Raw genomic sequence first — 22,210 nt, 5'->3', positions numbered from 1 at the left:
TTGTGTGTTAGCGATCGCTAGGATCGTGGGCATTCTAGAGTTGAGATGATCTTGTCTCGATTAAAGTTCCGATTTATATCCAACAAAAGAATCCAGTGTCATCAAATATCATCACGTTCAACGATTCTACTGGCTGTGAAAAGTCTGAAGATCCGACTAAATTACCTTTCACTCTTCAGGATTTAAAAGTTGCAATTCCTGCTGAATGCTTTCAGCCCAATGTGACAAAATCACTTTTTTACTTCTTTCGTGACATCCTGATTATCGGTCTGCTTTATGCAGTTGCTTCTTACCTGGATTCTTGGCTTTTCTTTCCGATTTTCTGGCTCATGCAAGGAACGATGTTTTGGGCTTTATTTGTAGTCGGACATGACTGCGGACACCAATCTTTTTCTAAGCATAAATGGCTCAATGATTTGATTGGACATCTTTCTCACACACCAATACTTGTTCCTTATCATGGTTGGCGGATTAGTCACAGAACCCATCACAAAAATACTGGCAACATCGATAACGATGAAAGCTGGTATCCGGTAAGCGAATCACAATATAAGGAGATGCCTTTAGCACAAAAAATAGGCAGATATTATGTTTTTCTATTGGCCTATCCTGTGTATCTGTTTAAGCGTTCTCCTAACAAGGAAGGCTCCCACTTTTTGCCCAGTAGTTCGCTTTTCAAACCATCGGAAAAATGGGATGTTATTACTAGTACTGTGCTTTTGATTGGGATGGTAGGTTTGCTGGGTTTCCTCACCTACCAATGGGGCTGGATGTGGTTGCTGAAATATTACGCTGTGCCCTACCTCGTGTTCATTGTTTGGCTCGATTTGGTGACATTCTTGCACCACACTGAGCCTGAACTTCCCTGGTATCGTGGAGAAGATTGGACTTTCCTAAAAGGCGCAATTTCTAGTATTGACCGTGATTATGGTTTAGTTAATCATATCCATCACGATATCGGTACTCATGTTGCTCACCATATATTCCTTAACATTCCTCACTACAATTTGCTGAAGGCAACTGAGGCAATCAAACCAGTGATGGGTGAGTATTTCCACAAATCGGAAGAACCAATTTGGAAGTCATTATGGAATTCATGTATCAGCTGCCATTTTGTCCCTGATACTGGTAGTAAGGTTTACTACATATCCCATAATAAGTTAGCGAAAGACTAAGATTCAGATTCTCGATTTCTTCAAATAAGTTAGGAATCATGTATTTCCGTCAGTCTTCTCTCATCAATCCGATTCGGTTAGCTTGTTTACCGAGTGAAGATCCCCAAACCCACCTTAAAAAGGTGGGCTATTTTTCTCCTTTACTCCCCTTTTTAAGAGGTCGCCATAGGCGGGGGATCTTATCTAAACCGGATTGATTGTTTTCTGACTATTGAAGGATAAACTTTATAAAAATTGCATTTTAAAGATTACCTAAATACTTTAAGAAAACTTGCCTTTTGAGGAGCTATTTATAAAGTACAAATAAAAATTATTATCGAGTGTGTTAGGTGCATATTTTGATATGAGCGCCTAACGCACCATGTTATATAGCCATGCGTTAGGCTAAAGCCGCAATCCACTCTAACTTAAGATTTACTTTATAAATGGTATCTGAGGAGCGATCGCATATTTTTTATTAGTGCTTCTACTCTGCCAGTATTTGAGCTTCCTTCACTTGCTGCAAATCTCAACCTCCTGGCTGTAAGGTTATTAAAATACAGAGGTAAAATTAAAATGGTCTAGATGGCGTTCCCTAATTTTTGCCTCTACCCTTATAGCAAGATTTATTTTCTCCAAACTCTTGCTGTCTTGGTGGGTAAGGATTAACATAATCTGTGGAAACAAGCAATATATCCTCAACCCAACTTTGACTCAAGACAATTACCTGCTAGTGTCAAAAATCAGCACAGACTATAGTATAGACAATTTACCCAAGACTCTTTCTCGCTTATAAAATCAGAGGTATCAATGATTATAACTAATTTTAGCAAACAAAGAAATGAATTTAAAGAACCTAAAGTACTCAAAACTAAACCACATTGGCAAGGGCAAAATTTGACTGATACTACGGTCAAAAGTAAAGATCCAAAAAACCAAGATCCTGCACCTGATGGTTCTATTGTCAATAGCTTGAATCGTGGTCGAATTGCAATTTTTATTGATGGCTTAAACCTATTTCATACAGCTTTGCAACTCGGTATAGAAATTGACTACGTTAAATTGCTATGTCATTTAACCAATGGTTCAAGACTTTTACGTGCTTTTTTCTATACTGGGGTTGATATCAGCAATGAAAAGCAACAGGGTTTTTTATTGTGGATGCGTCGTAATGGCTATCGTGTAGTCGCTAAAGATATCATGCAACCAGCAGAGAATTTCAAAAAATCAAATCTGAACGTAGAAATTGCTGTAGATATGATCGCTTTAGCTCCCTATTATGATACTGCGGTTTTAGTCAGTGGGGATGGAGATTTAGCTTATGCTGTGAATGCTGTTAGCAGAATGGGAGTGCGGGTAGAAGTGGTCAGTCTCCAAACTACTACTAGCGAAAGCTTGATTGATGTTGCTGACTGCTTCATTGACCTCGATAGTATTAAAACACACATTCAAAAAGATTCTCATCTTGGCTATAGTTATCGCACGCCGTCAAACTCAAACCTTTAATCCACTCTGACGGAAGTTTGGTTACTTTTAACAAGGGGATTTTGCCCCTTGTTTGCCCTTTATTTGCCCAAGTCTGATTATTAATTGAAATGGATATTTTAATAGTTGAAGATGAACCAGAAATTGCTCATTTAATTGAACTATCTTTAGAAAAAGAAGGTTTTTTTTGTCGCACTAGCCGCGATGGGATGAATGCTTTGCGGATGTTTCAGGAGCAACCACCCGATCTAATCATTCTAGATTTAATGATTCCTGGTTTGGATGGATTGGAAGTTTGTGCCCGAATTCGCCAGAAACCAGGTGCAAAAGATCCTTACATTTTAATGCTTACGGCTAAGGGTGAGGAAATCGATCGCGTGATTGGTCTATCTACTGGTGCTGATGATTACATGGTAAAACCCTTTAGCCCTAGAGAATTGGTAGCTAGGGTACGGGCACTATTGCGGCGTAGTCTCCGCCAAGGGGGACAACATCAAGTCAATCGTACCCAACACTTTATCGTCGATGTAGACCAGCGCACTGCTAGCCGTCAGATAAATTCTCAGCAACCAGAAATTTTGGACTTAACTACCCTAGAATTTAACTTGCTAACCACCTTTGTTAGCAATCCCGGTCGAGTTTGGAACCGCACTCAACTAATTGATAAACTTTGGGGAGATAACTTTTTTGGCGATGAACGAGTGGTTGATACTCATGTAGCTCGGTTGCGAAAAAAGATTGAGCCTGATTCGGCAAATCCTACTTTTATTAAAACTGTTGTTGGTGTGGGCTATAAATTTGAAGATCCTCCGGTAGCGTAAGGGGCTTCTAACTAAAAAAAATATCACATTGCTAGGCAGAGGGGCAGGGAGCAGGGAGCAGGGAGCAGGGGGAGGAATAATCGTGTTAAGTCTAGAATTTGGAATAATTTATTTTTTGGAGTTCCCTAAATATTATGAAAATGGGGCTGAGAACGCGCCTATTTTTCTCCCACTTGGTAGTAATGATTGTGGGGGTAGCTAGTCTGGTGAGCATCAGTAAAATCTCCTCTCCCCACTTATTTGTCCTGCATTTGGAACGATTAGAAAATGAGGGGTTTGACTTAATTGATGTTCGGACTGAATTGGTTACAGGATTTGAACTTGCTTGGCAGCGAAGCACTATTTGGTCAGTCTTAGTCGGCACTACCGCCGCCGGAGGATTGAGTTATTGGGTGTCTAGACGGATTATGCAGCGCTTGACAGAAATGGAACAAATCACCCAAAAATTTGCTGCTGGTCAGATGGATGCGCGATTACCTATGTCTGATATTCCAGAACTGAATGGACTGGGTGCTAGTTTCAACCGGATGGCAGCCAGTTTAGAAGGGGTGGAAGCGCGGCGGCGAGAGGTGATTGGAGATATGACCCATGAATTACGGACACCGTTAACAGTGGTGCGCGGTTACTTGGAAGAACTGGCTGATGGAGAAATTGAAGCATCTCCTGAAATTTATCGACGTTTAGCTAAAGAAACTAGGCGCTTAGAGCGGTTGGTGAACGATTTACAAGAACTGTCTAAGGCAGAAGCTGGTTATCTACCAATTAATATCCAACGGGTTAATCTGCGTCCGTTGTTAGAGTCATTAGTGGAAAAATTCACCGATCAACTGTTAGAAGACGGGCCAGTTTTGCTCTTACAATGTCCATCTGTGCTACCTCCTGTATTGGCAGATATTGACCGCACAGAACAAGTGCTGGTTAATCTGCTGGGTAATGCAGTGCGTTACACTAACGAAGGTTCAATTACGATTCGTGTTGGAACTGAAGCTTCTCTTCTCTGGATTGCGGTTATAGATACAGGCATTGGTATCGCTCCAGAAAATTTGCCTCATGTGTTTGAGCGTTTTTGGCGAGCCGACCAATCGCGCGATCGCCATTCGGGAGGGACAGGGATTGGCTTAACTATTTCCCATCGTTTGATTGAACTACAAGGCGGTCAAACTCAGGTAGAAAGCGAGTTGGGAGTTGGCAGTACATTTCGATTTTTTCTGCCTTTGGCTTAAATTTGAGTCAAAACCCTTGAGATACAAGGCATTGACACAAGGTAGTCACGGTTGTGTCATACCCAATTGTTAACTTAAAAATATACAAAATTTAATCCGCTTGGCGTTAGTAATCTTTTGCGCCGCTTGCTCCCCCCAAACCCCCCTTTTCTAGGGGGGCTTTATTCCCTCCTTAAAAAGAGTGGTAGAGAGGATGAAGCCTTAACTAAAGCGGATTAATCCAAAATCTGGTTTTTTGATGGGTGTCGAGATTTTGGAATTGTATGGAATATAAAGTTTATTTGGCATTTGGGTAGAAGTGTGTATGTCTACTTTAGTTCTGGCTGCTTTTTTGGTTAGTTTACTCAGCGTTTCGGGTTACGCTGCGATCGCCTACTTGTTCCCTCAAAATCGCTCCCAAGACTGACCAAATAACGTAACTCGGCGTGCTTTGGGTCAGCCTCCAGCGTCATCTAGGTGTCGGAAATTGCTTCATTGGAGAGGATTGTAATGATTTCATCCAAGGGGCGATCGCTATTTGATTCTTCTAGTGTTTCCTTACCCAAAGAGGTTTCTTTCACCAAGCGGTAAACGTCGGCTGCTCCGTGAAAAATGCGCTCAGTCAGACCTAAATCTTTAAAGGTTTCTGCAATCTCTTCCATTTCTCCTACCCAACGATGCGCTTTTGGTGTCATCGCTGGAATGGAACGGGTTAATATGCTAGCAAGTTCCTTTTGGCTATTAGATATTTCATCCCATAGTTCCTTATCCAAGCCTAAACGATGGGCTGCAATCAGCAATTCTGTGCTAATTGCTGTAAGTCCTTTTGTCAAGGCTGCGTATGACATTTTTAACCCCGAAGCCTGACCAATTTCATCGCCAATTATCCGCACATCTAAGCCACAATCTCGCAGTTGTTGGAGTTGATGTGCTTGTTTTCCTGAAGTGTATATGCGGGTACGATTGGGAATTCTTGGTGGCGGGCCAATGATTGATGCATCTACGAATGTTCCGCCAACTGATTCGATGAGTTGGGCGATATTTATGACTTTTTGGGGTGCGATCGCATTACAGTCAACATAGAGGATCTGTTTACCAACATTGCCCATCGCCTCAGCTACAAGATTCGCTGCTTCGGTGGCGGCTGCGGGGACTAGAACTGATAAAATTACATCAGATTCAATTACCAGTTGTGTAAGGGAACCTACATCTTGAATATTGGCTGCGGCTGCTAATTGCCGAGTTCGTTCGCTGCGATTGTCTAGAGCAGCAATAGTTTTCAATCCATTTTGATTGAGAACAGCTGCGATCGCCTGCCCCATATCACCTGGGCTTAAAATACCAATAGTTTGGATAGGCATAGAAAGTTTTATATTTATTTTATGGCTGACAAGTTGATTCAGGTAGTTGAGTTATCAATAAAATACGACATGTTGATGTAGATACCGTATTTAAATCAAACCACGCATAAGCTTAACAAGCAAGCTATTTACTAAGAATAAATAGGAGTCATTCAATTCCTAATAGGGATTTTGATGAATTGTAATAAAGAGTTTATTTCCCGACATCTCCCCCCACTGGGGAACATCCCCTTCACCTCTTCATAGCCCACCCAAAATCCCTCTCTACTCACCACTAGAGAGGGATTCGCCGTTTCTAGGTGATTAGCGACAATCAGAGAGGATATTACTGAATTAGAGGGAGATTTTGGAAGTATCGCGTTTGAGACCCTATCATTATATACACTAGGTAGCGTTAAATTTACTACATTTGCACACTTGACTGTCTTCACTATCCTTGCATCTTTGTCAAGATTTTGAGATATTAAATTTAAATTGAAAAAGTAATTCAGATAGAAACTTATGACAACCGAGCAAGAGCTTCAATCTCTTTTTAATATCTTAGATAGCGATCGAGATGGCAAAGTCTCCATTAACGATCTTTTTTTAAGTCCTGGCTTAAGTGCAATCATCTCATCAGAAACAAATACCACTAGTCCCCAGGAATTACTAGTAAATTATGATTCAGACAAAGACGGTAGTATTACTTTTGAAGAATTAAAGCAAGCAGTTGATAAAGCAAATAATTTAAACTAGGAGTCAAAAAAAAAGGGTATTAATACCCCATAAATCCCTTTCTACACTCCTGTAGAGAGGGATTTGCCTTTTATAGGTCACTGGTTAAATTTTAGATCGCTTCACTCTACCGATACTTCATCTAGAGGTTCAATAGACTGTAAAGGCTTTTAATCCCTAATAGAGATTTTGATGAATTGCAATCTCTAATTCCCGGCATTCAAAAAACCAGCGCCGTGCAGTTTCAATCCCTAATAGGGATTTTGATGAATTGCAATTCTATTCATGATAATTTTGTAAGGTAAGGGTATTAATGTTTCAATCCCTAATAGGGATTTTGATGAATTGCAATAAACCGCTACACTGTCCGCCCAAAGCATCCAGATCCAGTTTCAATCCCTAATAGGGATTTTGATGAATTGCAATTTGAGTCCGCATAACCTTTCTGTGCCTTGGGAATAGCGGGTTTCAATCCCTAATAGGGATTTTGATGAATTGCAATCAAGTAAAAAAGAAGCCCTGTTATAAGCAGGGCAAGTTTCAATCCCTAATAGGGATTTTGATGAATTGCAATCGAAGTTAGCAATCGCTGGGATATTGTCGCGCTTGTTTCAATCCCTAATAGGGATTTTGATGAATTGCAATATATCTATTTTATTTGGAGATGCCTCTTGCAAGATGTTTCAATCCCTAATAGGGATTTTGATGAATTGCAATCGAAGTATATCGCTGACAGCCTGCGTAGCATGAATGTGTTTCAATCCCTAATAGGGATTTTGATGAATTGCAATGTTGTGGGCTTGCAATCCTCCCTTAGTACGGATCTCGTTTCAATCCCTAATAGGGATTTTGATGAATTGCAATTCAGGAAGTTTTACATTGACTTTAGAGCTTCCAGTTTCAATCCCTAATAGGGATTTTGATGAATTGCAATAGCGGAAGCCGCAAAGCCAGGCTGTATTTAGTTTTCAAGGTGCAGTTGCGCGATTCTTGAGCAATCATAGCATTAGAGAATTCGTTTGGAAAGAGTGCCAGGAAAGTTTAAAGGCTGAAACCCACTTTTTGTAAGCATTTCAGAGATTGCGCGGATGATAATTGGGCGATGATTGGGTGAAATGCTTGCTGGTGTTGAGATAGAAGCACTTTTTTGGGCTTGTGAAATTTGTACACCTACCCTTCCGCGCATTGGAAATACAGGAACCTAACCAAAAGGGGACTCAGCAAAAAAAATGGCTTCAAACTCTATAATACTGTTCGCCGCAATTCTGGAAAAACCTTAGACACCTTATTCAACACATAATCGCCATAAGTTCCGCGAAAATCATGAATGTTAGCTTTATCCCAGCGATCGCCATTATTCGCCACTATATTATCTAATTGAATCGGCTTCACTTCTACATCGAAATTGGGATCGAAAAAGAAGGGGAATGAAAGGCGATGATTTTGGGACTGGTTTTGCACCCGGTGAGGTGTAGAACAATACAAACCACCCGTCATTTTATCTAGCATATCGCCGATATTGCAGACAAAGGAACCGGGAACGGGAGGCGCAGCAACCCAAGCTGACTTGGATTTAACCTGTAAAAACTAATGAGATTAAAATCGCTGACCTGTAGTAACTTCAAATCTAACTTCTCCTTGGTCGCTAATTCCTAAGTCGCCTCGAATTAGCCCAAAGGTAGAGTTGAGGCGCAATCCTAAACCGTAACCAAAGCCGCTTCCAGGTTTGCCTCGCAGCACTCCTGGTTCTCCTAGCACGCTGTCGCTAGACCCGAAATCTGAGCCGAAGTCAGTAAAGACAACTCCACCTATTGATTGAAAAATTGGGAACCGATATTCCACGGAAGCTAAACCATAACTCCGGCCACTGGCAACTTTACCATAACCGTAACCTCTGACAGAATCTATGCCGCCAATATTAAAAGCATCGGCTGGTGGGAAGTTTCCAATAGTTGTACCAATTTGTAAATTAATTGCCAACATTTCTGGATTGTCGGTTGGTCTACCATTACCTATCCAACTGACTGGAAAATACTGAATATAGTCTCCCCGTAAGCGGTTGCTGGAAATATTCCCCAGTCCAATGGGAATCGCTTGTTCTGTGCTGAAGGTGAGGATCGATCCTTGAGTCGGATTGTCTCTGCGATCGCGTTGATCTCTGGATACAGCAAATGATACTGTAAATAGGTCATCAATTCCAGTCCCGCTCACAGATAGAGGACTCCCCAATCTATCGACCTGGACAACGTTATAGTCTCCATCGCGCAGGCTAATTCTGGTATAGTTAAGCGCTACAGATGTATCCCACTCATCAAAAGATCGTAAAAGTGCCACAGAACCACCAAATCTGCCTTCTCGCACTTTGCTGCCGTCAGCCAATCTGATATCGTCGTTGAAGGTTCCCGATGTATTTCGTGTCCGAAAACCTCTAATGCTATAACCTAAACGGTTTGGTTCTTCAGAACGATAACGGCTAGTAAATTGACCGTCAAATTGGACATCTTTAGTGCTAAACTGCAAAACTGTGTCTATTCTATCGTTCAGACCGCTAACATTTTCATCTTTATAACCTACCCGACCGTATAGCCCAACGTCATCGTTATTACCGCCTCCTAAGATGAGAGAAGGGAAGCTACGCTCTTTGATTGCATAAAGAATATTAACACCGAAAGCATCTTCTTTAGGGTAAACATTGACTTGATTAAATGACTCTAATCTCCTCAATCGTTGCAAGTCTGCTTGAAGTAAATCTTCACGGAATATCTGACCTGGTTTGAGTTTCAGCAAACCAATGATAAAATCTTTCTGAGTCCGCCCTCTGATTGGCAGACCTTTTTCATTAGTAAAACGTATCTGGATATCTTTGACAACTTTTTGGGAAATTTCCAGGGTCTGGCTATCTCCTAAAGTTACTCCTATATAATCACCATATTTGGCATACCCTCCCCTTATTTGGTTTGTAGCTTCTAGTGTTACAATCCCACTAGCGCTATCTTCAATAGAAGGTTGCGAGTCTGCAAGGGCTTCTAGATTTTTACCACCTACTAACATTACTGCGATCGCAACTACAGTTATTTGAACTCGCATATTGAAAATCCGTTAGTGTTATTAAGTTTACAGCAGAGAGCGGATCTCTTTTGCGTAAGTTCTATATTAACCTTGCTATTGAGTATCCCAAAATTCGGTTGCTTGTTTCGCCAGTACTCAGTATAAACCGTCAGACTGTTTTCAAGTTGCGATCGCCTCTATCGGGCGGTTACGCCATCGCTCAAGTCGATTGAGTTCTCAAAAGTTTTGAAGTTGCGCTACTGCCACAAGAGGCTATAGTCTGGGAAATAGAACCTCTTCCCAAAAACTATGACAGACAAATACTCAGTCTTTAAGCTCTTTTTTAGCTTTTTTGTAGATAATTAAAGTGGGTAACTATCTGGTAAATCCACCTACATATAAAAAGCCATGAGACAAAAACCTAAACAACAAATACGTATCTGGGCGGTGTTGTGTCATTTATCGGCTTTGTTGGGATGGATGTTATTAGTTTTTTTAGTATTTCTTGGCATCCCTTTATATTTACCTTTAAATCTTTTAGCTCCTCTCCTGATTTGGCGCTTTAAAAAAGCAAAATATCCTTGGATTGATTTACAAGGAAAGGAATCCTTAAATTTTCAATTTTCTTTAACATTATATACCTTGATTGTCATAGCAATATCCTTAATTTTATTAATAACTAGCTTGAGTCTAGTTGTGACTAATAATGGTTCAGCCCATGAAATAAAAAATACTTTAGATGGCTTATTAATTGTACTTGCATCACTATTTTCGTTCAAACTCATACTCCAATCGTTTATAGTGACATTTGCCTCTGTAAAAGCTTACAAGGGTGAGCATTATCGTTACCCTTTTACAATTAGAGTTTTACGATAATAAAAATCACATAAGTATGGAAACAAAAATTATATGATTGGAATTGCGATCGCAGGGACTGGATTTGGTCAAAAAGTCCACATCCCCGGATTCCAAGCGCATCCTGGGACTGAGGTAGTTGCTGTTTATCACCGAGATATAAATAAAGCCAAAGCCATAGCAGAATCCCATAATATCCCCCACGCCTCCGACTCCCTGGCTGATATTGTGGCATTACCAGAAGTGCAAGCAGTCAGCATCTCTACACCGCCATTTTTGCACTATGAAATGGCAAAAACTGTACTGCAAGCTGGGAAACATTTATTATTAGAAAAACCGACAACCTTAAATGCAACTGAGGCTAAAGAACTTTATCAGTTAGCAAAAGCAAAAGGCGTAATTGCGACTGTAGATTTTGAATTTCGCTTTGTACCAGCATGGCAGTTATTTGCTGAACTATTATTAGAAGATTATGTGGGTGAGTTGCGCTTAATTAAAATTGATTGGTTAGGTTCTTCTCGTGCTGATACTTCACGCCCTTGGAATTGGTATTCTGACAAAGAAAAAGGAGGTGGTGCATTAGGATCTTTGGGTTCCCACGCCTTCGATTACATTCACTGGTTATTCGGGCCAGTGCGGAGATTAAACGCCCATTTAACTACTGCGATTCCTACACGAGTTGACCCTGTTAGTGGGAAATCTAAGCCAGTGAATACAGATGATAACTGTATATTAACCCTGGAATTAGCAAATGGTACACCTTGCCAACTTTCGATCAGCGCGGTTGTTCATGCATCAAGAACCCATTGGGTAGAAGTATATGGCGATCGCGGTACATTAATTGTAGGCAGTGAAAATCAAAAAGATTATATCCACGGCTTTCGGGTTTGGGGTTCCCAGCCAGGTAAACCCTTAACGGAAATAGAAATACCGAATCGGTTAATTTTCCCCAAAAACTATGCTGATGGCCGCATTTCGGCATTTATCCGCGTAGTAGACCAATGGATACAAGGAATTGAACGCAATCAGGAAATTACACCATCACTACGAGAAGGTATTTATTCTCAGTTGTTGATGGATTTATCCCATGAATCTCATACAAAAGCAAGTTGGGTCGATGTACCTAGCTTAGAAGGATTTCTGGCGTTGCTGAATTAAGGGATGATTCTTGTGGGGTGGGCATCCTGCCCGCCCGGAAATACAAGGGACGGGCAAGATGCCCATCCCACAAAAATAGTAAAATAATCCCATAAATATGCAACGCCGAATTTCTTAATCACTAGAAATAAAATGAACAAAACTCCCCGTATTAGTATTCCGCCGGAAGTCAAGAAATATGTTTTTGAACGTGACAAATATCAATGCCAAAGCTGCGGTAAAACTACTACAGAAACGAACCTTAGCATTGACCATATCATTCCCCTTGCCCGTGGTGGTCAAAACGATATCAGCAATTTACAAACTCTCTGTATGACTTGCAATCAGCAAAAAAGAGACAATATTGACCCCCGCTTCCGACGATATTTTCAGCTTTAAGTTACGATGGTATGGGCGATTAATTTCTCTTTTCTATGCCTCAAAATCAGAATAGCAGTTCTCGAAGATTCCTCAATATTAAAACTTCGATTCTTTACTTATTCACTTTTATGGCTGTTTTAGTAATAGCCTTTCCCTGGCTATATGAGATTAAAACGAAAGCTGGGATTGATATATCACCTAACCGCCATGCAGGAACCTTTTTTGAGAAACATACCCACGGACTCTTTAAGTGTGAGTGGCTTTATCCTTACCATTGCGATCGCTCCCAGACTAAGTAAAGTAAATTAAAAAGAAAAGGGGAAAACTTTCCCCTTTTCTGTGTGTGAGATTTTTACCGTACTACCCTACATCTATCCCAATTGATTTGAGATCGTGCTGACATCAACGGCTAACTTTTTGCCCAAATTGAGCAACTGAAGACACTGATTCTCTGCTTCATTGCCAAGGCTAGTAATACACACCGGCGCAATCTGACTTTGCAGACAACTAAAATAGAGTTCTTGCGATCGCTGTAGGGAAATGTCAATATTTAGTTGATCCCCGACATCAATCAATCGCTCCAGTAACTTGATATCTGCATTAAAGCTACCATTAGCATCGTGCAACAATTGCCAAAGCGATCGCGCAATTAACTGTTCTAACATCTGTTTCCCGTCGGGAATATTCAGCCGACAACGCAGATGTTTTGCTTCAGTAGCGATCGCTTCCAATTCTAAGATATGACTCCAACTCTTTTGGGGATCGGCAATCTCTTGCTCAAGCGATCGCAATGTCATCAAACAGCGATGCCCTAAAGCAATATCGGCTGCTACCTGCAACTCTTGCGGTACTGCGATTTCATCTCGATGAAACGCCATCAGCACGCCATAATTATCGCGGTAGGCTTGGGTATACAACTGTCCTAAACGTGTCAGCGTTTCCTGACTAAGCAGCCCCATAATTCGGTGGCGTTCTTCAGCAAATAGATTTTGTAAGCTGAAAGCTTCTTCGCCAAATAGCTGTGTCATTACCAAGATAGTATGAGCAGCACTAGCTTGTTTGAGTGCCTCAAACAGCTTTTCTTTGATTTGGCTGTAGTCACGCCGCCCAGTAAATTGTTGAATACAGCAGTGGAAATCCCAGCCTCCCAAATGCAGAACCGCAAATACCAAATGCTCGCTTTCCCAAGTAATCTCTGATACCAGCTTTAAATTTCCGATAGCCAGAGTTAGCGATCCCATACGTTGCAGTTGGTAATCTAGCTCATTGGCAGCGTAGCAATAAACCTTTTTGTGGTAACGCTGCGACTGTTTGTCAGCCACATCTTTTCTGGGCAAAGAATTGTGCGCCTGGGCTGGTTTCTGATTAGTAAACAGGGAAGTAATAGCGTAATGGGCTGCTACTTGCTTAAAGCCAAGCTGGGCAGTTAACACGAGTTGCCGATAAATTTCTGCACCGTGTTTAAATTCATCCACATTACTGGGGGCTAAACCAAGACGTTTGACAAAGCCTTTTTCCAACTGCACACCAGCCACTTCCCCTGCTAATTCCAAAGCCCGGGCGGCGTAGCGCATAATTTGCGTCCCCTCTGGACGGGAAATTTCTTCAAAAAACCAGCCGCAACTTGTGAACATTAACAAAGCGTGACGCTGCATTTCTAATAGGCGCAAAGCGTCTACTTGTTCGGCTGCTGTTAGTTTGTGGGTTTGATGGCGGGCGAGAAAACGGTTAACATTGGCAGCAGAGCGATCGCGCATGACTTGGATATATTCATCTCGTGTTTGCCAGGGATCGCGAAATAACTGCCTGCCATGTTCCTCATACACCTCAGTGAGCTTATCCCGCAGCCAATTTAGGGCATCCCGCAGGGGACGACGCCATTTCTGATGCCAAACACCACCTTCTCCACCGCAACCACAGTCATCTTCCCATCTGCCGACACCGTGGGCGCAACTCCAGGCTGTGACTGACTTCAATTCCACTTCCCAACCGGGAGAATTTAAGCTGAGATAGTGGGCGAAGTTCGTTACTGTCCAACCTTGTTGAGGAAACTCTTTGGTAAAGGCGTAGGCTAAAGTTTTCTCAGTCCCTTTTTTGTGATGTCCGAAGGTTTCCCCATCCGTCGCCACAGAGATTAACTGGGCTGGACGATGATCCCCACGCACTGCTGAACCGATCCGTCCGGCAAAATGACTGGAATTATAAACGACATCACTAAAACCCATGTCCCGCGATATCGGGCCATCGTAGAAAAAGATATCAATGTAGGGTAATTCTTCTCTACTGCCATCTTTGGGGCTATCGGCGATCGCACTTAGAGGTGAAGATGAAGTGTTTAGTGTGGGCTTCAAATAACAACGATAGGGACGGGTGGAATCAATTTGACTACCACCAACTTCGATCCATTCAGGATGGGAACGATCTTCTGTGGGGAGGGGACGGCAACGCAATGCTTGAGACGGTGCAAGGATAATGAAGCGAATCCCCTCAGCAACAAGGGCTTCTAGGGTGGCGTAATCTACAGCAGTTTCCGCTAACCACATCCCTTCGGGATCGCGGCCAAAGCGGGAGCGGAAGTCCTCTTTACCCCAGCGAATTTGGGTATATTTGTCGCGATCGTTCGCCAGAGGCATGATGATGTGATTGTATACTTGCGCGATCGCATTGCCGTGACCATCCAAGCGTTGGCTACTCTTGGCATCCGCCTCTAGAATTCGCTGATAAACCTCCACATCGTAGCGTTCTAGCCACGACATCAGCGTTGGGCCGATATTAAAACTGAAATACTCGTAATTATTGACGATCCCCACTACTTCACCTTGGTCATTTAAGACTCTGGCAAAGGCATTCGGGCGATAGCATTCCCAATGAATCCGCTCATTCCAATCATGGAAAGGTGCAGCGCTCGGTTGGCGTTCAATTGCGTCCAGATAAGGGTTTTCCCTTGGTGGCTGGTAAAAATGACCATGCACCGTCACATAAACACCATTAGCCTTTCTCAGGGGATCGCTTTCTTTGGTGTTATTGGGATCTGAATGTAATGTTAACGTTGAGCCAGAGCTAGCTGGCATTTGGTCAGCAGAAGTCATGTATATTTATCCAAAACAAAAACTTGTAGTTGCACCGAAAACATTGTGCGTAAACCTTTCTCCAATGGCTTCGGCGCAAAATCCGGTATAAACAAGAACTATGAATATGAAATCCAACAAAATTTTTGACAAATCTTTCTCATTGTAGTGGGAAATCTGCGTTATGGCCCAGCCCATTGCCTGAAGGCTCAAAGTAATTAGCCATTGAACAAAGGCTCAGTTAGGGGTTTTTTCGTTAGCAGCGCTAAATCAAAAATTTAATTGTCTTTTAATACATTAAACCCCATTCTTGGTGTAATAATTTGGCTCAAATTCATACTTTTGCAACAAAAAATTACGAAAACTCCTTAAATCGCAATCTTATTTTACATCCTCTGTAATGAACCGAAAACAGTACAATTTCTGAATTGCTCTACAGACGGTTGAGAGTATCATGTCGGAGTGCTGAGTGAAAGTAATTGTTAATTCAACACCCCAAATTTAAAATTTAGGATTGCTCGCTGTGAATGATACCCTCAACCCAAAACAACAAATGTCAACCAAAAACATTATTCTTTTCGTTTTATTACTGTTTATCCCAGTTTCCCTAGCAGCCCACTTTCTGGAGTGGGGAGAATTGTTAGTTTTCATTACAGCTGGATTAGCAATTTTGCCCTTAGCAGCTTGGATGGGTACAGCCACAGAAGAAATTGCTGTGGTAGTGGGGCCATCATTGGGGGGGTTGTTAAACGCCACCTTTGGCAATGCAACAGAATTAATTATCGCCCTAGTAGCGCTGAATGCTGGTTTAATAGATGTAGTTAAAGCCAGTATCACGGGATCGATTATCAGCAACTTACTACTGGTAATGGGTTTCTCGATGCTTTTGGGAGGACTGCGCTACAAAGAACAGACATTTCAGCCAATTGTGGCGCGGGTGAATGCTGCTTCGATGAATTTGGCAGTAATTGCCATTTTGATGCCAACGGCGATGAATTATACTTCTCAAGGAATTAACGAAGAAACACTGCAAAATCTTTCTATTGCTGTTGCTGTTGTATTAATTCTGGTTTATGCCCTAACGCTGCTATTTTCGATGAAAACCCACTCTTATCTATATGATGTGGGTGTAGTGGAGACAGAAGAAGAGGAAATCCCTCACGCTAAACCAAATATGAAGTTATGGGTTGGGGTGCTGCTAATCTGTACCTTGCTTGTGGCAATTGAGTCAGAAATGTTGGTCGATTCTCTAGAAGTGGCTACATCTCAACTAGGTTTGACGGCGCTGTTTACAGGGGTGATTTTAGTTCCCATCGTCGGTAACGCGGCTGAACACGCCACAGCAGTCACCGTAGCAATGAAAGATAAGATGGATCTTTCCCTTTCGGTAGCTGTGGGATCGAGTATGCAAATTGCCCTATTTGTCGCGCCCGTGTTGGTGATAGCTGGACGGATATTGGGTAAACCAATGGATTTGGATTTCAAACCCTTTGAATTAGTAGCTGTGGTTGTATCAGTGTTGATTGCCAACAGTATTAGTTCTGATGGTAAATCCAATTGGCTCGAAGGCACTTTATTATTAGCTGCCTATACAGTATTGGGGTTCGCCTTCTACTTCCATCCAGTTATGGAAGGTATGGGGTAGTTTAGCAGTGCGATCGCTCATAGCTTAACCCAAAGCGATCGCACTCGATTATGAGTCATGACAGAGCCAATTTTAGATTTTCCGCACCAGATATCAGCAATAGTTTTTCTAACCCCAAAAAACTCCTCTTTCTCAACAAAAAAATAGCATAAGTTAGACAAGTCTTAAATCCAAGTCACGTTCCTTTTGTGGGTGACACAAATCCAAAATCCAAAATTTAAAATCTGTTAATTACACCCTTTTGCCTGGGACAGGAGAAAATAAGAACATATAAGAGCGATCGCCTATATGAGCTACTGCCTTAATCCCCATTGTCCCAAGCCTGAAAATCCTACTGATGTCAAGTTTTGCCGGACTTGCGGTTCTAAGTTACTCCTCAAAGAACGTTACCGTGCTATCAAACCAATCGGACAAGGTGGTTTTGGCAAAACTTTCTTAGCTGTGGATGAGGATAAACCCTCAAAACCACGCTGCGTAATTAAGCAATTTTATCCCCAATCCCAAGGCACTAACACTCTTGCAAAAGCTGTAGAGTTATTTAACCAAGAAGCGGTGCAGTTAGATGAATTGGGCAAACATCCCCAAATTCCCGAACTCCTGGCATATTTTACCCAAGAAGCTCGGCAATATCTTGTACAAGAATTTATCGACGGGCACAACTTAGCCCAGGAATTGGCACATAGGGGTGCTTTTAATGAAACGCAAATCCGGCAACTATTAAATGATTTATTGTCAGTTTTGCAATTTTGTCATGCGAGACACGTAATTCACCGCGATATTAAGCCAGAAAACATCATTTTACGGGAGAGCGATCGCAAACTAGTATTAGTAGATTTTGGTGCGGCTAAATCTGCCACTGGCACTGCCTTAAATAAAACTGGTACAAGTATTGGTAGTCCTGAATATGTTGCCCCTGAGCAAATGAGAGGTAGGGCTGTTTTCGCCAGCGATATTTACAGTTTGGGTGCGACTTGTGTTAATTTATTAACCCAGCGATCGCCCTTTGATTCCTATGATACCAACAATGATACTTGGGTTTGGCAGCAATACTTGAAAACTCCCATCAGTAATCAGTTGAGCCGCATTCTCAACAAGATGCTAGAAAGTATTCCCATTCGGCGTTATCAAACAGTAGATGAAGTTCTCAAAGACTTAAATCACCAGTCGCAAGTCGCAGCCGCGCCAGCGATCGCCTCAAAACCGATCCCTCAATCTTCACCTAATTCTCCACCCGCATTTGTCTCGCCATCTCCTAGTCAAATCGATCGAGAATTAGAGGAAATGAAAACTCAATTTTTGGGTGGCAACAAACCTCAACCACATAAAATACAACCAGCAACCCCGACATCTCAGCCTACTAGTAAAAGCAAAATAGATGAAGAATTAGAAGAATTAAAAGCCAAATATCTTGGTAATAATAACCCCTAATATAAAAATCCGATTTGATTTTTGAACAGATACGTAGGGTGCGTTAGCGTTTTGCGTAACGCACCCTACAAATACTCAATATAATTCAAGTATAGTAAGCTCAAGTCTGTAGATTTACACTTTTCTGCATAGATCGAAAATTCATATCCAATTAAAATAGGCAAATACTTCAAAGAGGATATCGAGGAATATAAAGGGGCAATTTTCTTAAATCATGATTTGCCTCACGAAAATAGAAAAAGAGTAAGAGTTTTAAAAGTTTCAGATCGCCCTACAATCAACAACATCTACCATGAGTTATCAACATTTGGGATTTTGGCGAAAGAACCGCAGACTTACAAGCTTACTTGTAGGCGTGGTTTTTTTGATGACAGCAATTCCAGCATTTGCTGAGTTTAACCCTAAACCAGGCGATCGCAAACCAGCCAGTGGATATTCCCGTACAGGTGGCCGGCGTGGATGTTCAGGTAACGGTGGTATCCCACTGACACAGCTTGCACCTCATACATTTATCGGTAAAACCGCTTCCACACGCCCCATGTTAGTTTGGTATATGCCAAGTTCCCAAAATGTGAAATTCCGGCTGTTTGAATTTGATTCAAATGCAACCCCTAAAGAAATTGGCAAAGTTGAAGAAATACCAACAATAATCGGAATTAACAAGCTAAAACTTCCCCTTGATTACCCCGAACTTACAGTGGGTAAAACATATTTATGGCAAATTGCAATTGACTGCGAAAATAATCCGATTGTTAGACGTGCAGAATTTACTGTCATCAATCCTGAATCACTCGCTAAGAGGCAATTTACTAGCATTACCGAAAGCGTAAATTATTATGCTGAAAACGAGCTATGGTATGAAGCACTCGAAGAAGCATTGAAAGCAACCAGTAATGGTAAACTGGGTCAGGCTGGGGCAACTTTAATTAAAGACCTTGCACAGTCTGAATTAGTTACGGGCAGTAACGGAGAGAAAAAAAAGACTCAGCAACGAATCGAATATCTCCAGAAAATTGCCAGCGATCGCTAATTAGAAAAAGTGGAAGAATAGAAATGATGATTTAGATCCCCGACTTCTTAAAGAAGTCGGGGATCTGGGTTGCAATTTTTGTTTAATGCAGGGTGCTTTATTTAGATTTCCTTAGCATACCCCATGTCTATCTCAAACATCCTCTGATATCGTGTCCGCTAAATTACCCATAATAAAAGAACCCCTCCCCGCAAGCGGGGAGGGGAGACAAAGCATAGCTTTGGCGGGGTGGGGTTCTTCGGGTTTAATAAGCAATCAAGCGGACATGATATTATTTGTAATTTTCAGATAATGATGCCGCAGCTACGTCTGTCGTAGAAATCGCTGATGTTTGTCATCAAAACCAGCATAGATGTTCAAACGATCTCACGTTTTGCCAAATATTGGTACATCTGCCAACGGGCATCTACCTCAGTTTGGGCTTGTTTTAACAAGTGCTTGGCTACTTCCGGTTTACTCTTAGTGAGCATTTTGAAGCGATTTTCTTGATACATTGAATGTTCTACCGGTTGTGTTGGCGATCGCATATCCAATTGCAATGGATTTTTACCCTGGTTAAGCAATTCTGGATTATGCCGATACAACAACCACCGACCTGATTCTACCAGAGTTTTTTGATGATTCATCCCGGTAGTCATGTTAATGCCGTGGGCGATGCAATGGCTGTAAGCAATAATTATTGATGGCCCATTATAAGCCTCTGCTTCCAAAAATGCTTTGAGGGTATGTTCGTCTCTAGCACCAAGAGCTACACTCGCTACGTAGACATTTCCGTATGTCATCGCAATCATCCCTAAATCTTTCTTCGGTGCAGGCTTACCACTGGCGGCATATTTAGCAACTGCGGCTCGTGGCGTAGCTTTAGAAGATTGACCGCCTGTATTAGAATACACTTCTGTATCCATCACCAAAATGTTGACATTTCGACCACTGGCAATGACATGATCGATGCCGCCAAAGTCAATATCATAAGCCCAACCGTCACCGCCAACAATCCAGACGCTTTTTCTTACCAAGTAATCGGCAAGGGATTTGAGATTTTGGATTTTAGATTTGAGGTTAGGATCGAAAGTAACAATTTCATCTAACTTTTGCTGCAACAGTTCTATTCTTTCGCGCTGTTCCCAAATGTCAGCCTCAGATTTTTGTTCAGCTTTCAGAATGGAATAGACAAGGTTTTCATCTATTTCACTCCCCAACTGTTGCAACAATTCCGCCGCAAACTCAGCTTGTTTATCCAGGGAAAGGCGGAAGCCAAAACCGAATTCGGCGTTATCTTCAAATAGATTATTAGACCACGCCGGGCCGCGTCCTTCGGCGTTTGTTGTCCAAGGCGTGGTGGGGAGATTTCCACCATAGATTGAGGAACAACCTGTAGCATTGGCGATGACGGCGCGATCGCCAAACAATTGGGTTAATAGTTTTAAATAAGGTGTTTCACCACAACCCGCACAAGCACCAGAGAATTCAAATAAAGGTTCTTGCAGTTGTTGTTGGCGGATCTGGCTTAATTTTAGCGATCGCCTGTCAGGATTAGGTAAACTCAAAAAGAAATCCCAGTTTTTCCGCTCTTGCTCTTGTAAAGGCAACTGCTGTGCCATGTTAATCGCTTTCCGCAATGGCTCAGATTTATCTTTAGCAGGGCAAATATTTACACAAATGGTACATCCAGTGCAGTCTTCTGGGGCAACTTGAATGGTAAATTTTTGATTGGCAAAGTCTTTATCTTTTGCACCTGTTGATTTAAAGGTTCCTGGTGCATTGACTAACTCATCCGCCTGATAAGCTTTTGCACGGATGGCACTATGGGGACAAACCATCACACACTTCCCACACTGAACGCAGACATCCGGCTCCCACACAGGTATCTCTTCAGCAACGTTACGTTTTTCCCATTTGGCAGTACCTACGGGAAATGTGCCATCAACTGGTAGTGTGCTAACAGCTAAATCATCACCTTCCCATACCATGATTTTGCCTAGCACTTCCCGCACAAATTCGGGAGCGGAGTTAAGAGTGGAGACGCGATTAATCGCGTCTGTGCTGAGAATTGTTTGTGGGACATCTACTTTATGCAAGTTGTCTAGAGTATTGTCTACGGCTTGTAGATTCATACGGACAACTTCAGCGCCTTTTTTACCATAGGTCTTATCAATCGCTTGTTTGATTTTAGCGATCGCTTCTTCTTGCGGCAAGACTCCCGCCAAAGCAAAGAAACAGACCTGCATAATGGTGTTAATTCTGCCACCCATGCCACTTTCACGAGCAACTTGGCTAGCATTTATGATGTATAACTTCAAATGCTTATCGATAATTTGCTGCTGCACTTTGAGCGGCAAATATTCCCAGACGCTATCTGCATCATAAGGACTGTTAAGTAGCAAAGTCGCTCCAGGAATAGCAGCTTTCAAAATATCTATGCGTTCCAGAAATCCCCAATGATGACAACCAATAAAGTTAGCTTGGTCAATCAAGTAGGTAGAACGAATTGGCTCTTTCCCGAAGCGGAGGTGAGAGACAGTCATCGAGCCAGATTTCTTGGAATCGTAGACAAAGTAGCCTTGGGCGTAATTGTCGGTTTCTTCACCAATAATCTTGATAGAGTTTTTGTTAGCCCCAACAGTACCATCTGAACCCAACCCATAGAACATTGCCCGAACAACATTATCCGATTCTGTAGAGAATTTGGAGTCAAATTTTAGAGAAGTGTAAGTAACATCGTCATTAATCCCAATCGTAAAATGATTCTTCGGTTTAGCTTCAGCAAGATTATCAAAAATCCCCTTCACCATCGCCGGCGTAAATTCTTTAGAAGAAAGACCATAACGACCACCAACAATTTTAGGAGATGAACAAGTATTTTCTCCCCCTACTCCCCCTG

General features: G+C 41.9%; 17 protein-coding genes, 1 pseudogene and 1 CRISPR repeat array. Of the genes and pseudogenes, 13 read left to right on the top strand and 5 right to left on the bottom strand.

All coding sequences use genetic code 11. The annotated features are described in order from the left end of the window. Window positions 1–95 precede the first annotated feature (95 nt). The 4 genes from CDG77_RS21400 to CDG77_RS21385 all read left to right on the top strand — a co-directional run bounded on the left by CDG77_RS21400 (window position 96) and on the right by CDG77_RS21385 (window position 4,683). Window positions 96–1,175 carry a fatty acid desaturase gene (locus CDG77_RS21400; protein WP_094331339.1) on the top strand — a complete coding sequence of 360 codons (1,080 nt, stop codon included), beginning with the start codon at window positions 96–98 and terminating at the stop codon, window positions 1,173–1,175. Window positions 1,176–1,964: 789 nt separating this feature from the next. After that, the gene (locus CDG77_RS21395; RefSeq protein ID WP_094331338.1) at window positions 1,965–2,660 is read left to right on the top strand and encodes a LabA-like NYN domain-containing protein; all 696 of its coding nucleotides are present in this window, start codon (window positions 1,965–1,967) and stop codon (window positions 2,658–2,660) included. Between the two features lie 89 nt (window positions 2,661–2,749). Then, complete coding sequence (locus CDG77_RS21390; RefSeq protein WP_094331337.1) at window positions 2,750–3,460, top strand: response regulator transcription factor; 711 nt, start codon at window positions 2,750–2,752, stop codon at window positions 3,458–3,460. Window positions 3,461–3,594: 134 nt separating this feature from the next. Then, entirely contained in the window at window positions 3,595–4,683 is a 1,089-nt protein-coding gene (locus tag CDG77_RS21385) for a sensor histidine kinase (protein WP_094331336.1), read from the top strand. A 452-nt stretch (window positions 4,684–5,135) separates the two neighbouring features. On the opposite strand, the gene CDG77_RS21380 is transcribed toward CDG77_RS21385, so the two are convergent. Beyond that, window positions 5,136–6,023, bottom strand: coding sequence for an NAD(P)-dependent oxidoreductase (locus tag CDG77_RS21380; protein WP_094331335.1), 888 nt, complete (start codon window positions 6,021–6,023; stop codon window positions 5,136–5,138). Window positions 6,024–6,524: 501 nt separating this feature from the next. Between CDG77_RS21380 and CDG77_RS21375 the strand changes: the two genes are divergently transcribed. Next, window positions 6,525–6,758: an EF-hand domain-containing protein gene (locus CDG77_RS21375; protein WP_094331334.1), complete on the top strand. Its 234-nt coding sequence runs from the start codon at window positions 6,525–6,527 to the stop codon at window positions 6,756–6,758. Window positions 6,759–6,904: 146 nt separating this feature from the next. Further along, window positions 6,905–7,671: direct repeats of the CRISPR family, unit length 37 nt; unit sequence GTTTCAATCCCTAATAGGGATTTTGATGAATTGCAAT. Window positions 7,672–7,979: 308 nt separating this feature from the next. On the opposite strand, the pseudogene CDG77_RS21365 reads toward CDG77_RS21375, so the two are convergent. Together CDG77_RS21365 and CDG77_RS21360 are read right to left on the bottom strand one after the other, a co-directional pair. Beyond that, window positions 7,980–8,309 (bottom strand): annotated as a pseudogene (locus CDG77_RS21365) (2OG-Fe(II) oxygenase family protein); the annotation flags it as partial. Window positions 8,310–8,333: 24 nt separating this feature from the next. After that, a complete protein-coding gene (locus CDG77_RS21360) occupies window positions 8,334–9,824 on the bottom strand; it encodes a BamA/TamA family outer membrane protein (protein WP_094331332.1) in 1,491 nt (496 codons plus the stop codon). Window positions 9,825–9,874: 50 nt separating this feature from the next. On the opposite strand from CDG77_RS21360, the gene CDG77_RS36705 reads away from it, so the two are divergent. From CDG77_RS36705 to CDG77_RS21340, 5 genes are all read left to right on the top strand, one after another. Next, window positions 9,875–10,018, top strand: coding sequence for a hypothetical protein (locus tag CDG77_RS36705; RefSeq protein ID WP_181154286.1), 144 nt, complete (start codon window positions 9,875–9,877; stop codon window positions 10,016–10,018). A gap of 175 nt (window positions 10,019–10,193) precedes the next feature. Further along, complete coding sequence (locus CDG77_RS21355) at window positions 10,194–10,661, top strand: DUF4870 domain-containing protein (protein ID WP_094331331.1); 468 nt, start codon at window positions 10,194–10,196, stop codon at window positions 10,659–10,661. A 33-nt stretch (window positions 10,662–10,694) separates the two neighbouring features. Further along, a complete protein-coding gene (locus tag CDG77_RS21350) occupies window positions 10,695–11,798 on the top strand; it encodes a Gfo/Idh/MocA family protein (protein ID WP_094331330.1) in 1,104 nt (367 codons plus the stop codon). Window positions 11,799–11,930: 132 nt separating this feature from the next. Beyond that, on the top strand, window positions 11,931–12,176 hold the full coding sequence (locus CDG77_RS21345) for an HNH endonuclease (RefSeq protein WP_094331329.1): 246 nt from the start codon (window positions 11,931–11,933) through the stop codon (window positions 12,174–12,176). Window positions 12,177–12,211: 35 nt separating this feature from the next. Continuing rightward, a complete protein-coding gene (locus tag CDG77_RS21340; protein WP_094331328.1) occupies window positions 12,212–12,457 on the top strand; it encodes a hypothetical protein in 246 nt (81 codons plus the stop codon). A gap of 72 nt (window positions 12,458–12,529) precedes the next feature. On the opposite strand, the gene CDG77_RS21335 is transcribed toward CDG77_RS21340, so the two are convergent. Then, window positions 12,530–15,247, bottom strand: coding sequence for a DUF3536 domain-containing protein (locus CDG77_RS21335; protein ID WP_094331327.1), 2,718 nt, complete (start codon window positions 15,245–15,247; stop codon window positions 12,530–12,532). Between the two features lie 532 nt (window positions 15,248–15,779). Here CDG77_RS21335 and cax point away from each other — a divergent pair. From cax to CDG77_RS21320, 3 genes are all read left to right on the top strand, one after another. Beyond that, on the top strand, window positions 15,780–16,871 hold the full coding sequence (gene cax / locus CDG77_RS21330) for a calcium/proton exchanger (protein ID WP_094331326.1): 1,092 nt from the start codon (window positions 15,780–15,782) through the stop codon (window positions 16,869–16,871). Window positions 16,872–17,159: 288 nt separating this feature from the next. After that, window positions 17,160–18,299 carry a serine/threonine-protein kinase gene (locus CDG77_RS21325; RefSeq protein WP_094331325.1) on the top strand — a complete coding sequence of 380 codons (1,140 nt, stop codon included), beginning with the start codon at window positions 17,160–17,162 and terminating at the stop codon, window positions 18,297–18,299. Between the two features lie 292 nt (window positions 18,300–18,591). Continuing rightward, complete coding sequence (locus CDG77_RS21320; RefSeq protein ID WP_094331324.1) at window positions 18,592–19,329, top strand: DUF928 domain-containing protein; 738 nt, start codon at window positions 18,592–18,594, stop codon at window positions 19,327–19,329. A 356-nt stretch (window positions 19,330–19,685) separates the two neighbouring features. On the opposite strand, the gene nifJ is transcribed toward CDG77_RS21320, so the two are convergent. After that, window positions 19,686–22,210: pyruvate:ferredoxin (flavodoxin) oxidoreductase (gene nifJ, locus CDG77_RS21315; protein WP_143857068.1), on the bottom strand; the 2,525-nt coding region annotated here is incomplete at its 5' end.

The sequence above is a fragment of the Nostoc sp. 'Peltigera membranacea cyanobiont' 213 genome, assembly GCF_002245975.1.
Classification (GTDB): domain Bacteria; phylum Cyanobacteriota; class Cyanobacteriia; order Cyanobacteriales; family Nostocaceae; genus Nostoc.
This window is presented reverse-complemented; position numbering and strand designations above follow the sequence as displayed.

Excerpts from the sequence above, each read along its gene's own strand:
- CDG77_RS21325 (WP_094331325.1), top strand. The coding sequence starts at position 17,160 with ATGAGCTACTGCCTTAATCCCCATTGTCCCAAGCCTGAAAATCCTACT.
- CDG77_RS21390 (WP_094331337.1), top strand. The coding sequence starts at position 2,750 with ATGGATATTTTAATAGTTGAAGATGAACCAGAAATTGCTCATTTAATT.
- CDG77_RS21380 (WP_094331335.1), bottom strand. The coding sequence starts at position 6,023 with ATGCCTATCCAAACTATTGGTATTTTAAGCCCAGGTGATATGGGGCAG.
- CDG77_RS21335 (WP_094331327.1), bottom strand. The coding sequence starts at position 15,247 with ATGACTTCTGCTGACCAAATGCCAGCTAGCTCTGGCTCAACGTTAACA.
- CDG77_RS21395 (WP_094331338.1), top strand. The coding sequence starts at position 1,965 with ATGATTATAACTAATTTTAGCAAACAAAGAAATGAATTTAAAGAACCT.
- CDG77_RS21355 (WP_094331331.1), top strand. The coding sequence starts at position 10,194 with ATGAGACAAAAACCTAAACAACAAATACGTATCTGGGCGGTGTTGTGT.
- CDG77_RS21385 (WP_094331336.1), top strand. The coding sequence starts at position 3,595 with ATGAAAATGGGGCTGAGAACGCGCCTATTTTTCTCCCACTTGGTAGTA.
- CDG77_RS21340 (WP_094331328.1), top strand. The coding sequence starts at position 12,212 with ATGCCTCAAAATCAGAATAGCAGTTCTCGAAGATTCCTCAATATTAAA.
- cax (WP_094331326.1), top strand. The coding sequence starts at position 15,780 with ATGTCAACCAAAAACATTATTCTTTTCGTTTTATTACTGTTTATCCCA.
- CDG77_RS21320 (WP_094331324.1), top strand. The coding sequence starts at position 18,592 with ATGAGTTATCAACATTTGGGATTTTGGCGAAAGAACCGCAGACTTACA.
- CDG77_RS21360 (WP_094331332.1), bottom strand. The coding sequence starts at position 9,824 with ATGCGAGTTCAAATAACTGTAGTTGCGATCGCAGTAATGTTAGTAGGT.
- CDG77_RS21345 (WP_094331329.1), top strand. The coding sequence starts at position 11,931 with ATGAACAAAACTCCCCGTATTAGTATTCCGCCGGAAGTCAAGAAATAT.
- CDG77_RS21350 (WP_094331330.1), top strand. The coding sequence starts at position 10,695 with ATGATTGGAATTGCGATCGCAGGGACTGGATTTGGTCAAAAAGTCCAC.
- CDG77_RS21375 (WP_094331334.1), top strand. The coding sequence starts at position 6,525 with ATGACAACCGAGCAAGAGCTTCAATCTCTTTTTAATATCTTAGATAGC.